Genomic DNA, 15,230 nt, shown 5'->3' with positions numbered 1-15,230 from the left:
GCTATGATAGAAGAGTTAAAGAAAACAGCTCTTTACGATAGGCATGTTGAACTGGGAGCTAAAGTGATCCCCTTTGCCGGATTTTTGATGCCCCTTCAGTATACAAGTATTGTTGATGAACATTTAAATGTGAGAAATAATGCAGGTTTATTTGATGTATCTCATATGGGAGAATTTTATATTTCGGGTGAAAAGAGTGAGGAATTTTTAAATTATATTACTGTCAATAATGTTTCTAAATTAATCCCTGGTCAGGCTCAATACAGTGCAATGTGTTATGAGAACTCTGGAATCGTTGACGATATTATTGTATACAGATTTAATGATTATTTTTTAATGGTGGTTAATGCTTCTAATATAGATAAAGACTTCTTATGGCTTCAAAAAAATTTGATAAGTGGGGTTGAATTAAAAAATATATCCGATAAGGCAGGCTTAATAGCTGTTCAGGGTCCAAAATCAACGTATATACTTGGGGAAATTAGCGATATAAATCTTGAGGAACTGAATTATTACCATTTCTGTAATGGCAGGGTTGCCGGTGTGGATGTAATAATCTCAAGAACGGGTTATACGGGAGAGGTAGGTTATGAGATTTTTCATAATATTGAGGACAGTTGTAAGATATGGGATGTGCTGCTTGATGTAGGGGAAAAATATGGTCTGAAACCGGCAGGACTTGGTGCCAGAGATACACTTCGATTAGAAATGAAATACTGCCTTTACGGTAATGATATAGATGAGAATACCAATCCTATAGAAGCTGGACTCGGATGGATTGTTGATTTTAATAAAGGAGATTTTATTGGGAGAAAAATTCTCATAAAAGAGAAGGAAAATGGTCCAAAGAGGAAACTGGTTGCCTTTGTAGTAAAAGATAAAGGTATTCCAAGACACGGTTATAAGATTTATATAGATGATAGAGAAATTGGCTTTGTGACAAGTGGTAGCATATCGCCGGTTTTGAATAAGCCAATAGGACTTGGTTATGTTTTAAAAGAATATAGTGGAATTGGAAATAAAATTTATATAGATTACCGGGGTAAAAGGTTAGAGATGGAGGTGGTTAAACCGCCTTTTATGAAGCCCCGGACATATGGATAGAAGAAGACAGGAAATATTAGGAATTCTTTTAATAGCACTCGGGATTTTCCTTTTCCTTAGTCTTATTTCGTATGATCCTTTAGAAGAACCATCAATTCCAAAAGACGTAAGGATACACAATTGGATGGGGATACTTGGTGTCTATGTTTCACATTACCTTATTAAGTATACTATAGGTGTAGCGAGTTATGTAATACCATTGTTGCTCATACTGTGGGGATGGTGGGTCTTTGCGAATAGAAATTTTAAAAGCCTTCTAAGATTTACAGTTTATATCTTGATATTAGCGCTTGTCACATCAATATTTTTGTCCTTACCATCTGTTAGGAGTGGAATATATGGGCTTGTTGGTTTTAGATATAGTGGATTATTGGGAGGAATGCTTTGTCGAATGATATATGATTTTCTTGGTTTTATAGGCACTATAATATTTCTTGTGATTGTTGTACTTGTTGATATAAGAGGATATTTTAGCTGGAGTTTTTATAGTCCAATTGAAAAGTTAATTTTCTGGAGGAGGTACGAAAGACCAGCAAAATTGAAAAAGATTAGAGAAGAAAAAAAGGTCAGAAAAACTGAGTTTAAGGATCAAATAATCAACAAAGATGTTGATGTGAAAAGAAGTGAAACTATTGAGCAATTAATATCCAAAGAAAATGAAAAGATAGTTGAAAAATATGAACCAAAAGTAGTAGCTGAGCACAAGAAAGACATAGAAGCTGTAAGAAGTGATGAAACTAAAGCAAATTATAAATTACCACCGATAGAACTTTTAAATGAGCCTAAGGGAGAAGAAAAATTAATTTCAAAAGAAGAAATAACAGAAAATTCAAGAATACTTGAAGAAACCTTAGAGACTTTTGGCCTTAGTGGTAAGGTAGTAAATGTGTCCCCTGGTCCTATCATTACGAGATATGAAGTAGAGCCTGCATCGGGAGTTCGTGTAGGCAGGATAGCTGCTCTTGCAGATGATTTAGCAAGAGTTTTAAAAGCAAAGCGAATAAGGATAGTAGCACCAATTCCTGGGACTTCAGTGGTTGGAGTGGAAATTCCAAATCGGAAACCAGCTCTGGTCTATTTACGTGAGATAATCAGCTCAGAAAAATTTCAAAAAGCAAAATCTAAAGTTACAATTGCACTTGGTAAAACCACTTCCGGAGATGTTTGTGTTTTTGATTTAGCGACAATGCCACATTTATTGATTGCAGGTGCTACGGGATCTGGTAAGAGTGTGTGTATAAACACAATAATAGCTTCAATTCTGTTTAAAGCTTATCCTAATGAGGTGAAATTTTTACTGATAGATCCCAAGAAATTAGAGTTATCATTATACAGGGCTCTTAAGGGCTATCATTTGTTGACCTGCGAGTATATTGATGAAGATGTGATAACGCGTGCAGATAATGCTTTGGTGGCATTGCGTGCAGTAGAAGCGGAAATGGAAAGAAGGTATGATATTTTAGCCAATGCAGTTGTTCGAAATATAGAGGAGTACAATAACAAAGTAAAATTGGGGCAATTTGATGGTGAACTATTACCCTATATTGTTGTAATAATAGATGAACTGGCTGACTTAATGCTAATGTCATCAAAGGAGGTGGAAGATCCGATAACAAGATTGGCACAAATGTCAAGGGCTGTTGGAATACACCTTGTTATTGCAACTCAGAGACCCTCAGTTGATGTAATCACTGGATTGATTAAGGCTAATTTTCCATCGAGGATTGCTTTTCAGGTAGCATCGAAGGTTGACTCTCGAACAATAATTGATGCAAATGGTGCAGAGAAATTGCTTGGTAGAGGTGACATGTTGATTGTTACGAGTACAAATCCTGAACCTCAGCGCCTCCACAACGCTTTTATCTCTCTTGATGAGGTTGAAAGAATACTTGCTCATATTATAAAGCAGCCTCAACCTGAAGAAATGGAGCTGAAGAATCCCGATTATCAGGAACAGGAAGAATTTTATGGTGGCGGAGAGAGAGACCCTCTCTTTGAGAAAGCAATGAAGTTGGTCATAATGCATCAGCAAGGTTCGATTTCGTTGTTACAAAGAAGATTGAAAATTGGTTTTGCAAGGGCAGCGCGCATTATGGATCAGCTTGAGATGGCTGGTATAGTAGGACCTGCGATTGGTAGTAAACCACGGGATGTTCTTGTAGGAGAGGATTATCTTGAAGGATTAGATAACGAAGATAAAGAAGAAAATAATTTTTAATAAAATATTAGATATAAGATGATTGGCAAATTTTTTATAAAAGGATATGTATTTTTATATTTTATTCTAATGGTATCTTTGATATCTGCTCAATCTCAGCTATTGGAGAAGGAATTTTCGTCAATTAGGAATAAGTATTTTGTTCAAAACAATGTGAAGTTAGATATTGAGGCAATACAAATAGACAACGATGATACGAGTTCTGTTGAGAGGTGCTTACTGTATATCAATCGGAATAAGTTTCGTATCGATTTTCCTGATCAGGTAATTATTTGTAATGGTAAATATTTATATACCTACACATATAACGATAGTCAACTAGTTGTGGAAAATTTCGATACCACATCAGCATTAAGACTTGTGCATGATATATTTATCGGAAACTATAGAAATTTTAGATTGCTTTCTATCGAAGAGATGAAACATAATAGGGTTTTAAATTTAAGCTATAGGTATGGTGAGCTATATTTTAAAGACATAAAAGTTTTGATTGATGAAGGTAGTAGCGAGATTCGGGAAATCAGCTACATAGATATAGAACATGTAAGATATGTTATGAAAATATACAAAACCCAATTTACAAATGTTCCTGAAGATTTATTCGATACAAAAAATCTATTTATAAAAACTCTTGTTGATTTAAGAGGTTAAAGATTAGCAAAAATTTTGTTAGGACTATAGTCGGTTTGATGATAAGTGCTCTTGGGATTTACCTGGGTTTCAAGAATTTTGACTTTTCACAGTTTGCTAAAAGTTTATCAGATGTAAATATTTTTATGCTTGTACTTTCTATAATATTACAAATTGTGAATATATTTTTTAGGGCAGTAAGATGGAAGATAATTCTGGATGAAGTCAAGGTAATAGATTTGCGTAAGGTTTTTGGTGCTACTGCCATAGGTTATTTTGGGAATAATGTGTTTCCTTTCAGAATGGGTGAAATATTACGCGCATACGTATTGGGTGATAATGAAAATACGTCTAAAATGTCGATATTCGGGACGGTTATTGTAGAAAGAACGATTGATACGATAGTGTTTATAACTATATTCTTACTTGCTTTACTGTTAATACATGATATACCTGTGTGGATAAATACTATTGCTATATACGGATTGATATTATTTGTGTTTTTGTTAGTTTTAGGTTATATTTTTTTGTTTATAAGAGAGAAGAATTACTCAATGATTGTAAATCAAATCAATAAATTGGATAAAGGGATTGGGGAAAGAATTTTAAAATTATTGGGTGGTTTGAGATCGTTGATTATGGTTAAAAGAAAGGTGAGTTTAGCCTTTTTTTCCTTTTTGGTTTGGTTTCTGAGTATTTTGTTTATATATACCATTGGTTTATCGTATAATATATATATTGGATTTAAAGAAATTATTTTATTGTTTTTTGCATCTTCTATCGCAGTTTCTATACCATCTGCTCCCGGATATATTGGTACTTTTCATGCAGGAGTAATAGGAGTGATGTTATATTTAGGTTATTCGAGAGATGTTTCCCAGGGATTTTCTATTGTATTACATGGTGTGGGATTTGTCACATTAACGTTGCTTGGATTGTATTATTTTATTAAGTTAAACGTAAGGTTAAGAAATGTGGAAATTTATGGTGGATATAAATGAATGGTGATAATTTAAATATAAAATCACAGAATGGTTTTGATGAGAAAGAGATAAGTCTGAGGGACTATATTAGTGTCTTATATAGGAATAGATGGATTATCATAACGATAATATTAATTGTTCTAGCTGCTACTGTTTATTTTACATTTACCGCTCCACCTCAATATGAAGCGAAGGCTCTTGTGATGCTTGTTTCCCCTCAGGGGCAGGCTACTCTTTTCACATCACCATTTATGCCCAGTCAATATTTGAAGGTAAATAATGAAGTGGAGGTATTGAAAAGTTTTGCTCTTGGAAGAAGAGTAATAAAATCTTTAAAGAATTCACCATATTCTGATAGTCTGTACCTTCTTGAAACAAGAGAGCTTAAAACACCTGGCTTGAATATAATGGAAAGATTAGCTGGTCTAAAAGATGCAGTAAAAAGAATATTTGGTGCTGGGGAAGAGCTAGCTGAAGAGGATACCTTAGATAGATATTTTGTAAAGAAGCTTCACGAATCTATGAAGATAGAGCCTATTAGAGAGACAGAGGCAATTCGCATTATAGTGCGTTCTTTTGATCCGGTGGAGGCGTCGCTAATCGCCAATACGATTGCTCAGGAATATTATGAAATGGACCTTGAGTTTAACAGGAGCGAGGTAGTAGAAACCAAGAATTTTCTTGAAGAGCAACTAAAAAAAGTTGAAAGGGATTTGCAAAGAGCTGAGGAAAGGTTAAAAGAATTTCAAGAAAAGCAGGGTGTCTTTGCACTTGAGGAGGCTGCGAAGACATTAATAGACCAGATGACCTCAATTGAAGCGGAATACTATGCTACTGTAGCCCAGGTTCAGGCTTTGAGAAAAAAATTAGATAATCAACAAAGACTATTGAACGAAAGAGAGAAGTGGATTGTACAGGAAGCAATAAATATTTCTAATCCTCTTATAGAGCAATTAAAAAAAGTGATAGCGGAAGTGGAAGCCGAGAAAGCAGCTGCAATTGTTACTCACGGGTATGAACCAAATAGTGATGTGATAAGAGAATATGACAAAAGGATAAATCAGTTAAAAGAGAAATTAGTTGCTGAAGCACAGAGAATGACCAATTATGGTATAACTACCGAAGACCAGTCTAAAATATCGATGGAATTAGTGAGGGATGTTTTTTTTAATCAGGTAGCGTTAATTGAGCTTGAAACAAAGTCCAAAGAATATAAAAATATGGTAGATAGATATAACAAAGAATTTAATAAACTCCCTGAGAAGAGTTTAATGTATGCTCGCCTTGATAGAGAAAGACAGGTAAATGATAAGTTATATATGCTACTAAAGACAAAGTATCAGGAATCAAGAATTACTGAAGCAAGTAAGATGAGTAATGTGAGAATAGTTGACCCTGCTATACCACCGGAAAAGCCTGTAAAGCCCAATAAAAAATTAAACCTTATACTTGGGTTACTTGTAGGTGTATTTTTAGGTGTTGGTTTTGCCTTTGTTAGGGAATATTTTGATAGATCTATAAAGACCGCAGAGGAGTTACAAAATTATGGTTTATCAGCGATAGGGATTGTGCCTGAGATAGATGTCAGAACTGCTTTAGATAAATTTCAGAAGGTATCGCAGGATTATGAAAGTGGAGAGAGTTTGAAAGCCAGGCTAGTGACGCACTACGATCCAAAATCCTCTGTTGCTGAGTCATACAGAACACTGCGAACAAACATTCAATTCTCAAGCCCGGACAAGCCCGTTCAGACGATGATTGTGTCGAGTTCCGGTCCCGGTGAAGGAAAGTCAACAACAGCAGCTAATTTAGCAATTACTTTTGCCAATTTGGGTAGAAAAACAATATTGATTGATTCAGACCTTAGAAAGCCAATACTCCATAAGGTGTTTGGTATATCGAAGGAACCCGGAATAGCACATGCAATTCTTGATATGGTGCCTTTAAATAATGTAATTAGTGAAACAGAAATAGATAATCTTTATTTAGTTCCATGTGGTGAGACACCGCCAAACCCATCTGAATTACTTGCCTCAAATAGAATGCTGGTGATTTTAGAAGAATTGAAAAAGACATATGATATTATAATATTTGATACACCTCCAGTAATAGCGGTAACCGATGCGACCGTTCTGGCGAAAATAACAGATGGTATTGTACTTGTTGTCAGGGCAAACAAAACTGATTCGGCAGCGTTACAACGTACCATGGAATTACTATCACACGTTAATTGTAATGTCATAGGGGCAGTATTGAATGAGGTGAGTGTTTCGGCTGGATATGGTAGTTACTACTATTATTACTACCATTACTATGGCGACGGGGGAAAGAAAAAGAAAAGAAAGAAGAAGACAGGCAGTGAGCTAACCAGGAATATATTTAGGTCGAAGATTCGATAAAGCAAAAGGTAGTATAGTTATATTTTGCTATATAGATCTATAACAAACCCTAACAAGAAATTAAAATACTTTACTGTAGACAACTTATTTTGTATAGACGGAGGAGTTTAATGTCGTTAAGCGCAATGTCTCAATGCAGAATGCAGAATGCAAATTGAAAAATGCAAAAATAGAAGCGATTTATCAGAACGGCTATTAGAGTTCGCAGCAAGTAGCATTAAATTGACAGTTAGACTTAAAAGGACTGCTGTGGGACGGTACATAGCAAATCAGCTAATGCGAGCTGCTTCGTCTTCTGGGGCAAATTATGAAGAGGCATGTGGAGCAGAAAGTAGAGCCGATTTTATAGATAAGATGCAACTCGTCTTGAAGGAATTACGAGAGTCTTTATATTGGCTGAAACTGGTGGAGAGAAGCGACTTAATTTCTGGCAATGAGCTACAACCATTATTGGCTGAATCAAACGAATTGATCAAAATTGTTGCAAAATCGGTAATCACTGCGAAAGGAGGGGGAAAATGACTTTGCAATTTGCACATTGCAATCTTCATTTTGCAATGTTGTATTCACGAAGGAACGCCACAGCTCCTAACAAAGTATTCACTCTGCGCTTCGCTTGCCCTTCGGGAAATCGCCTTCGGCGACTTCGTGAATACAAGACGATACCAAAACCACATGGAGGATGTGGCCTTGTAGATAGATTCCTGCCAGATTATGAGAAAGATTATATTATTAAAAATTCTAAAGATTTTAAGATTTACAGTATATCGGATGCTGATGTTTCTATATTTTATAGAATTGCGGATGGTGTTTTATCACCTCTTGAAGGACCAATGAATTCTGAAGAGTTTAATAGAGTTTTAGATGAGGAGGTGATAGTAAGGAATGGACAGAGATACGCATGGACAATTCCTATATCGTTCCCTACTTCGACAGAAGAGATAGAAAATTTTCAGGAGGGGGATACTGTCCTGGTAAGGACAGAAAAAGGAGAAATAATAGGTCTATTGAAAATTGAAGACATTTTTTATTTTGATAAAAGGAAATACAATTGTATTGTCTATCAAACAGAAAGAACTGACCATCCAGGGGCAAGAATATTTAATGATGATCCAAGGGATTACCTTATAGGTGGAAAAATATGGGCGTTCCGAAGGCCAAGATCAAATAAATATGAAAAATATTTGATGTCACCTCGTCAGACAAGGAATTTATTCAAAAAGAGAGGGTGGGATAGGATTGTAGCATTTCAGACAAGAAATGCATTGCACAGAGCACATGAATACACAATAGTATATGCGCTTGAGCAACTTACAAGACAAGGATATTTTGCGGGAGCTGCACTGAACCCACTGATAGGAGCAACAAAAAGTGACGATGTCCCAGCTGAAGTACGAATGGAAACATATATTACCTTAATAGAGAATAAATTACTTGGTCTTGGAGACAAGGATGATGAGCTATGGAAAAAGGTTGGCTATGATCTAACGGATCAGGTGATATTGATTGCAATGGATATGAAAATGTTTTATGCTGGTCCCAAAGAAGCAATTATGCATGCAATTTATAGGCAGAATTATGGGTTTACGGATATCATAATTGGGAGGAAACATGCTGACGCTCCCTTTGACGATGGGACTCCAATATGGGGTGACTTTGAGGCTCAAGAGAAGTTTGATAAATTACGTGGAAAACTTGAAATAAAACCTTTTAGAGTTGGATATGCTGCGTATTTTGAAGAACTGGGAAAGGTGAGGCTTGTTGACGAATACAAGGATAAAGGTTATAAAATCATTTCAATATCTGGGAAGGAGCTTCGTAAAAGATTGCAGGAAGGGAAACCCATTGATGAACGGGTTATGAGAAAAGAGGTGGCTGATATTTTGATGGATTATTACCAGAAAAATAATAATAAAGATGAAAAGATTGTGATTTGGCATGATACCAAAATAATGAAGGAGGATAGGGAAAAAAGGAACGGACATAGGGCAGTTGTAATATGGTTGACAGGTCTTTCGGGGAGTGGAAAGTCGACCATTGCTACTGAGTTGCAAAGGAGACTTTTTGATGCTGGATGTAATGTTTATATTCTTGATGGTGATAATATAAGACATGGGCTAAATAGTGACCTCGGTTTTTCACCTGAGGATAGAGAAGAAAATATCCGCAGAATTGGGGAGGTAGCAAAACTTTTTGCTGACGCCGGATTTATTGTCATTACCTCTTTTATATCTCCATATAAAAAAGATAGACAAAGAGCAAGAAATCTTTTAAAAGAAGGTGAGTTTATTGAAGTGTATGTAAAAGCTCCGCTTGAGATATGTGAAAAAAGAGACGTAAAGGGATTATATAAAAAAGCCAGATTGGGAGAGATAAAAGAATTTACAGGGATATCAGCTCCTTATGAAGAACCTGATAACCCTGAAATAGTAATCGAAACTGATAGGTTAGATGTAAACGAATCTGTTAAGAAAATTATTGATTATCTAAAAGCCAATATGATTATAAACCCTGACCAGTTCTAATATGAATTTCCAGTTGATTTATACAGCTACAATTTTAATCTTAATGTCATTTTTTCTTATAAAGGAATATTTTAAGCCTTCATACACGGTATTTACTGCCCTTATCTTATTAACCTTAGGTGGTGTAATTAATATAAGAGAAGCTTTTGCAGGTTTTTCAAATACAGGGATGCTCACTGTCGCTATTTTATATGTAATCAGTACATCCCTACAAGCATCTGGACTTATAGATAACATAATTAATATTTTATTAAAAGGCAGAGGTGGTATCGGAGTCAGAACATATATCAGATTTATGTTCCCTGTTTCTTTTATTTCAGCCTTTATAAATAATACTCCTGTTGTTGCAGCTTTAATACCTGCTGTTAAAAGGTGGGCAAGGAAAAATGATATTGCTCCATCCAGAATTTTAATACCTATTTCATATGCAGCAATTTTAGGTGGTGTATGTACACTTATAGGGACAAGTACAAATTTAGTAGTTCATGGTATGATGATTCAAAGAGGAATAGAAGGTTTTGGATTTTTTGAAATTACCAAGATTGGGTTGCCGATTGCATTATTGGGTATTCTATGGGTTGCATTCATTGGGAAAAGAGTACTTCCTGATCGTAAAGATATAATTCAGAACCTTGGCCAAAATGCCAGAGAATTTGTTACTGAAATGAAGGTAAATTCTCAATTTCCACATATCGGAAAGACAATTCATGCCGCTGGATTACGTCATCTTAAGGGATTATTTTTATTTCAGATTGAAAGACAGGGAGAAATAATTGCCCCTGTATCACCGGATGAAAAAATATATGAAGGAGATAGGTTATTTTTCACAGGGCTTCCTGAGACTATTGTTGATTTGCAGAAAATACCTGGTTTGGAAGTTGTGAAGGATAGTGAGTTTGACCTTTCGAATTATGATTCCGATGTGTTAAAACTTTATGAAGCAGTGGTTTCTCAATCTTCCAATCTTGTTGGGAAAAATATAAGAGAAAGTAACTTCAGAAGTGTCTATGATGCTGTAATACTTGCAATTCATAGAAGCGGGGAGAGAATCAAGCAGAAGGTTGGTGATATTGTAGTAAGAGCCGGTGATACTTTACTTCTTCTTGCCAAAGATGGTTTTGACAAGAAATGGTATAATAAATCAGATTTTTCTCTGGTTTCGAAAAGTGTTGATGTTTATTCAAAACCAAAGTGGAAAATTATTTTTTCCGCGGTTGTATTTGTTTTAATGATAATCGTTGCGAGTTTAAAAATCCTGCCGCTTATTCTGGCTGCTTCATTAGCTGCAGTATTACTGGTTGGCGTGGGAGTTATCAGTTTAGATAGAGCAAAGGACTCTGTGGATTTAAATGTTCTACTGATTATTGCAAGCTCTTTTGGTATAGGGAAGGCGCTGGAAAACTCTGGATTGGCACAACTCATTGCAAAGGGCATTATTGGAAATTTGCAAATTTTTGGTGAAGTTGGTGTTATAGCTGGAATATTTTTTCTGACAAGTATATATACAGAGCTTATTACGAACAATGCCGCGGCTGCAATCATGTTCCCAATAGCATACTCGACGGCGACTATTGCCGGCATGAATCCAAGACCTCTTTTCATTGTTCTTGCTATTGCTGCGTCAGCCAGTTTTGCAACTCCTATTGGATACCAAACAAATCTTATGGTGTATGGACCTGGTGGATATAAGTTCATGGATTTTATAAAAATTGGCGTTTTAATGAATATTTTTGTCGGTATTGCAGTAACAATTATAGCATGGTTACTATTCTATATGTAAATCATCAATTTTGGATGATGTTGTTATATTAAATTTTTTATCGGATTTGTAAGCTTTTTATACACTATGAGGTAGAGATGAAGGTACCTTTATTGGATTTGAGATTTCAGAACGAGCCGATAAGGGATCAACTTTTGGAGAAGATAACCAAAATAGTTGATTCATGCCGTTATATTTTAGGTCCCGAAGTTGAAGAGTTCGAAAAAGAAATAGCGAACTACTGCGAAGCAAAATATGCTATTGGTGTCTCTTCTGGTTCTGATGCTCTTTTAGTTTCACTTATGGCTCTTGATGTGGGTCATGGTGACATTGTGATTACCAGCAACTATTCATTCTTTGCTACAGCGGGTGTAATTGCAAGATTATCGGCGACTCCGGTATTTATCGATGTAGAAAAAGATACGTTTAACATTGATCCAGAAAAATTAAAGGAATGGTTTGAGAAAAATAGTGATAAAATAAAAAAAGTAAAGGCTATTATCGTCGTACATCTCTTTGGTCAATGTTGTAAAATGGATGAGGTTCTTGATATAGCATCAGAGTATGGAATACCTGTTATAGAAGATGCTGCTCAATCAATAGGTGCGAGATATCCATCTAAGTATGGTATTAGAAGAGCTGGTTCTATTGGGCTTATAGGGTGTTTTTCCTTTTTCCCAAGTAAAAATCTCGGCTGTATGGGTGATGGTGGTTTGGTTACGACGAACGATGGAGACTTAGCAGATAGGATAAAAAAGTTGAGAAACCATGGTGCTCATCCCAAATATTATCATACTATGGTTGGGGGTAATTTTAGACTTGATGAAATTCAGGCTGGAATTTTGAGAATTAAATTAAAAAAACTGGATGAGTGGCACAGGATAAGGCAGGAGAATGCAAAATACTATAATGAAAAATTTAAAAACAGCTGTATTAGAACGCCAACCGTCGTTTATGATTTTTCTTTTCATATTTTTAATCAATATGTGATCGTTGTTCCCGATAGAAGAGACGAATTGAAAGATTATCTATTAAATAATAAAATTGGGTGTGAAATCTATTACCCCATACCTTTTCATTTACAGGAGTGCTTTAAATATCTTGGTTATAGGGAGGGAGATTTTCCAGTATCTGAATACCTGGCAAAACATTCACTGGCAATACCGATTTTCCCAGGTCTGACAAGGGAGCAGCAAAATTATATAGTGGAAAAGATTTATGAATTTTATGATAACTAATAATATGTATTGAGGTAAGTATGGAAAAAGAGGGAAAGTTTTTCGTCCACGAGTCGAGTTATATTGATGACGGCGTTGAGATTGGTGAAGGAACTAGGATATGGCATTTTTCCCATGTACAGAGAAATGCGAAGATAGGGAAATACTGCACGTTAGGTCAAAATGTGAATATTGGGCCGAATGTTGTAATAGGTAATTACTGTAAAATTCAAAACAATGTATCAATATATGAGGGTGTGAAACTGGAAGATTATGTCTTTTGTGGACCAAGTATGGTTTTTACAAATATAAAATTTCCCAGATGTAAATATCCTCAAAGGGGTTCTGAATATTATGTTAAGACGCTGGTAAAGGAGGGAGCTTCTATTGGTGCTAATGCTACAATAATCTGTGGGGTAACTATTGGTCGACACGCGTTTATTGCAGCTGGAGCTGTTGTGACAAAGGATGTACCTGATTATGCATTTGTGATAGGGGTTCCATCAAGAATTAGGGGTTGGGTTTGCGAATGTGGTAATATTCTTGAGAAGTTTCCTGAGGAATCGGTTATGAAAAAGGAAAAACCAGATGAGGTTAAGAACTATACATGTTCAAAATGTGGATTGAAATATAAATATAATGGTGAAAAGTTAATCAATTTATAGTATTTAAGAATGGGTAATTCCGGAATAAAGATATTGAATAAGAAAGTTAGCACCGATGAACTAAAAAAATATTGTAGGATGTATTTTTCCGATATGGTAAAGGCTTCGGTTGATATAGAAAAAGGCGTCATAGCACTTGGAGGATATTTGCACTCTGACTCTGAGGAGATTTTAATAGAGAAGGGTTCAGATTATAGAAATATATGGGGAATAAATATCTATCCCTTTAGAAAAGCAGAGGAAAGGATAGAGTATGTCGCTTTGATTAATATAAAGCCTGAATTAAATAATTTAAGTATGGAGATAGCCGATAAAGAGATAAAAAGGAAAATCAAGAATATTGTCAATGAATATGTTTTGGGTGATGATGAAATACTGGTATGAGGGAATTGGGGATAGATATAAACAGCTTGACTCTGCATCTCAGATTCTTAATGTAATAAGTGATTTGATTAAAGCCAGTCGTTTTGTAGAAAAAGATTTAAATTTGGTAAAAAGGCATATATATGGAGCATTGGTATTGCTGGATTATATGATAGAAGATGTCAAGTGGAGGGATAGGTTAAAAGAACTATTAAGATTCAGGGAAGCTGTTTGTTCTTTATTAACAGATAGGCCATACGGTACCTTTGACAATATAATAAGAGCAGGTATTATGCTTGATGCTGAAGCTTATAAAATTTTGAAAAATGTTAGATAATATTGAAATTTGGAAAGAACCTTATGTTTTGTGATTTTTGGTTGAGGTGAATATGAAGAATTTTGCACTTATCGGGGCAGCGGGTTATATAGCACCAAGGCATATGAAAGCTATAAAGGAAACGGGAAACAGACTCGTTGCAGCTTTGGATCCTCACGATGCAGTTGGTGTAATGGATAGGTATTTTTTTGATGTGGATTTTTTTACAGAGTTTGAAAGATTTGATCGCCATGTCGAAAAGTTGAGAAGGTTGGGAAAAGATAAAAGAATACATTACGTCAGTATATGTTCACCGAATTATTTGCATGATGCACATATTCGTTTTGCTCTTCGTGTCGGTGCTGATGCGATCTGCGAAAAACCCATGGTTATGAACCCCTGGAATCTCGATGCTTTAAAGGAGCTTGAAAAAGAATATGGTAGAAAAGTATGGGGAATTCTGCAGCTGAGAGAACATAAAACTATTAAAGATTTAAAAAAACGTATTGATTCTGAATCATCTTTGTTAAAGCAGGGTGGCGGTATTAAAAAACACGATATTAATCTAACATATATTACACCAAGAGGTAGATGGTATTTTTACTCATGGAAGGGCGATTTATCAAAATCTGGAGGTGTGGCTACGAATATCGGGATACATTTTTTTGATATGTTATTGTGGATTTTTGGCAAAGCAGAAAACACAGTAGTGCTCCTTTCAAATGAGAAGAAATGTGTCGGGATTCTTGAACTTGAAAGAGCGAGAGTAAAATGGTTTCTTTCTCTGGATTATAATGACTTGCCTGAAGTGGTCAGGAGGGATGGTATTAGGAGTTTTAGATCAATTGAGATAGATGGAAAGGAATTAGAATTTTCTTCAGGTTTTGAAGATTTACATACAATAATGTACGAGAAAATACTAAAAGGTGAAGGACCTGGTGTTGATAGTGTAAGACCTTCGATTGAGCTTGTTTATCAAATAAGGAACGCCAAAGCAGAGGGGGTTGATAAAAGTTTTGACCATCCATTAATAGATAAGTTGATCAAGTAA

Annotated in this window: 13 protein-coding genes; all 13 read left to right on the top strand. The window is 35.4% G+C overall.

Annotated features, from left to right (window positions below):
* Nucleotides 1-3: 3 nt before the first annotated feature.
* The 13 genes from gcvT to H0Z29_08560 all read left to right on the top strand — a co-directional run bounded on the left by gcvT (nt 4) and on the right by H0Z29_08560 (nt 15,230).
* Nucleotides 4-1,104: a glycine cleavage system aminomethyltransferase GcvT gene (gene gcvT, locus H0Z29_08620; protein MBO8131560.1), complete on the top strand. Its 1,101-nt coding sequence runs from the start codon at nt 4-6 to the stop codon at nt 1,102-1,104.
* Nucleotides 1,097-3,322 (top strand): DNA translocase FtsK, encoded by a 2,226-nt coding sequence (locus H0Z29_08615; GenBank protein MBO8131559.1) that lies wholly within the window; start codon nt 1,097-1,099, stop codon nt 3,320-3,322. Before gcvT ends, H0Z29_08615 begins: the two co-directional genes overlap by 8 nt.
* A gap of 18 nt (nt 3,323-3,340) precedes the next feature.
* Nucleotides 3,341-3,973, top strand: a complete 633-nt coding sequence (locus H0Z29_08610; GenBank protein ID MBO8131558.1) for a hypothetical protein — start codon at nt 3,341-3,343, stop codon at nt 3,971-3,973.
* 38 nt (nt 3,974-4,011) lie between these two features.
* On the top strand, nt 4,012-4,953 hold the full coding sequence (locus tag H0Z29_08605; GenBank protein MBO8131557.1) for a flippase-like domain-containing protein: 942 nt from the start codon (nt 4,012-4,014) through the stop codon (nt 4,951-4,953).
* On the top strand, nt 4,950-7,334 hold the full coding sequence (locus H0Z29_08600; GenBank protein MBO8131556.1) for a polysaccharide biosynthesis tyrosine autokinase: 2,385 nt from the start codon (nt 4,950-4,952) through the stop codon (nt 7,332-7,334). Before H0Z29_08605 ends, H0Z29_08600 begins: the two co-directional genes overlap by 4 nt.
* Nucleotides 7,335-7,481: 147 nt before the next feature.
* A complete protein-coding gene (locus H0Z29_08595) occupies nt 7,482-7,856 on the top strand; it encodes a four helix bundle protein (GenBank protein ID MBO8131555.1) in 375 nt (124 codons plus the stop codon).
* The gene (gene cysC, locus H0Z29_08590) at nt 7,853-9,859 is read left to right on the top strand and encodes an adenylyl-sulfate kinase (GenBank protein ID MBO8131554.1); all 2,007 of its coding nucleotides are present in this window, start codon (nt 7,853-7,855) and stop codon (nt 9,857-9,859) included. The genes H0Z29_08595 and cysC overlap by 4 nt, the downstream gene beginning before the upstream one ends.
* A 1-nt stretch (nt 9,860) precedes the next feature.
* On the top strand, nt 9,861-11,639 hold the full coding sequence (locus tag H0Z29_08585; GenBank protein ID MBO8131553.1) for an SLC13 family permease: 1,779 nt from the start codon (nt 9,861-9,863) through the stop codon (nt 11,637-11,639).
* A 77-nt stretch (nt 11,640-11,716) separates the two neighbouring features.
* Nucleotides 11,717-12,856, top strand: a complete 1,140-nt coding sequence (locus H0Z29_08580) for a DegT/DnrJ/EryC1/StrS family aminotransferase (GenBank protein MBO8131552.1) — start codon at nt 11,717-11,719, stop codon at nt 12,854-12,856.
* A 20-nt stretch (nt 12,857-12,876) separates the two neighbouring features.
* Nucleotides 12,877-13,500, top strand: coding sequence for an N-acetyltransferase (locus H0Z29_08575; GenBank protein MBO8131551.1), 624 nt, complete (start codon nt 12,877-12,879; stop codon nt 13,498-13,500).
* A 78-nt stretch (nt 13,501-13,578) separates the two neighbouring features.
* On the top strand, nt 13,579-13,884 hold the full coding sequence (locus tag H0Z29_08570; GenBank protein ID MBO8131550.1) for a hypothetical protein: 306 nt from the start codon (nt 13,579-13,581) through the stop codon (nt 13,882-13,884).
* Nucleotides 13,868-14,200 (top strand): hypothetical protein, encoded by a 333-nt coding sequence (locus H0Z29_08565; GenBank protein MBO8131549.1) that lies wholly within the window; start codon nt 13,868-13,870, stop codon nt 14,198-14,200. The genes H0Z29_08570 and H0Z29_08565 overlap by 17 nt, the downstream gene beginning before the upstream one ends.
* A 52-nt stretch (nt 14,201-14,252) precedes the next feature.
* Complete coding sequence (locus H0Z29_08560) at nt 14,253-15,230, top strand: Gfo/Idh/MocA family oxidoreductase (GenBank protein ID MBO8131548.1); 978 nt, start codon at nt 14,253-14,255, stop codon at nt 15,228-15,230.

Source organism: Candidatus Neomarinimicrobiota bacterium (assembly GCA_017656425.1).
GTDB lineage: Bacteria > Fidelibacterota > UBA2242 > UBA2242 > B5-G15 > JACDNV01.
The sequence above is the reverse complement of the archived record's forward strand: the minus strand, read 5'-3'. Positions and strand labels throughout refer to the sequence as shown.

What these genes read in the sequence shown, in the direction of transcription:
- gcvT (MBO8131560.1), top strand. Translation starts at nt 4, where the DNA reads ATGATAGAAGAGTTAAAGAAAACAGCTCTTTACGATAGGCATGTTGAA.
- H0Z29_08615 (MBO8131559.1), top strand. Translation starts at nt 1,097, where the DNA reads ATGGATAGAAGAAGACAGGAAATATTAGGAATTCTTTTAATAGCACTC.
- H0Z29_08610 (MBO8131558.1), top strand. Translation starts at nt 3,341, where the DNA reads ATGATTGGCAAATTTTTTATAAAAGGATATGTATTTTTATATTTTATT.
- H0Z29_08605 (MBO8131557.1), top strand. Translation starts at nt 4,012, where the DNA reads ATGATAAGTGCTCTTGGGATTTACCTGGGTTTCAAGAATTTTGACTTT.
- H0Z29_08600 (MBO8131556.1), top strand. Translation starts at nt 4,950, where the DNA reads ATGAATGGTGATAATTTAAATATAAAATCACAGAATGGTTTTGATGAG.
- H0Z29_08595 (MBO8131555.1), top strand. Translation starts at nt 7,482, where the DNA reads ATGCAAATTGAAAAATGCAAAAATAGAAGCGATTTATCAGAACGGCTA.
- cysC (MBO8131554.1), top strand. Translation starts at nt 7,853, where the DNA reads ATGACTTTGCAATTTGCACATTGCAATCTTCATTTTGCAATGTTGTAT.
- H0Z29_08585 (MBO8131553.1), top strand. Translation starts at nt 9,861, where the DNA reads ATGAATTTCCAGTTGATTTATACAGCTACAATTTTAATCTTAATGTCA.
- H0Z29_08580 (MBO8131552.1), top strand. Translation starts at nt 11,717, where the DNA reads ATGAAGGTACCTTTATTGGATTTGAGATTTCAGAACGAGCCGATAAGG.
- H0Z29_08575 (MBO8131551.1), top strand. Translation starts at nt 12,877, where the DNA reads ATGGAAAAAGAGGGAAAGTTTTTCGTCCACGAGTCGAGTTATATTGAT.
- H0Z29_08570 (MBO8131550.1), top strand. Translation starts at nt 13,579, where the DNA reads ATGTATTTTTCCGATATGGTAAAGGCTTCGGTTGATATAGAAAAAGGC.
- H0Z29_08565 (MBO8131549.1), top strand. Translation starts at nt 13,868, where the DNA reads ATGAAATACTGGTATGAGGGAATTGGGGATAGATATAAACAGCTTGAC.
- H0Z29_08560 (MBO8131548.1), top strand. Translation starts at nt 14,253, where the DNA reads ATGAAGAATTTTGCACTTATCGGGGCAGCGGGTTATATAGCACCAAGG.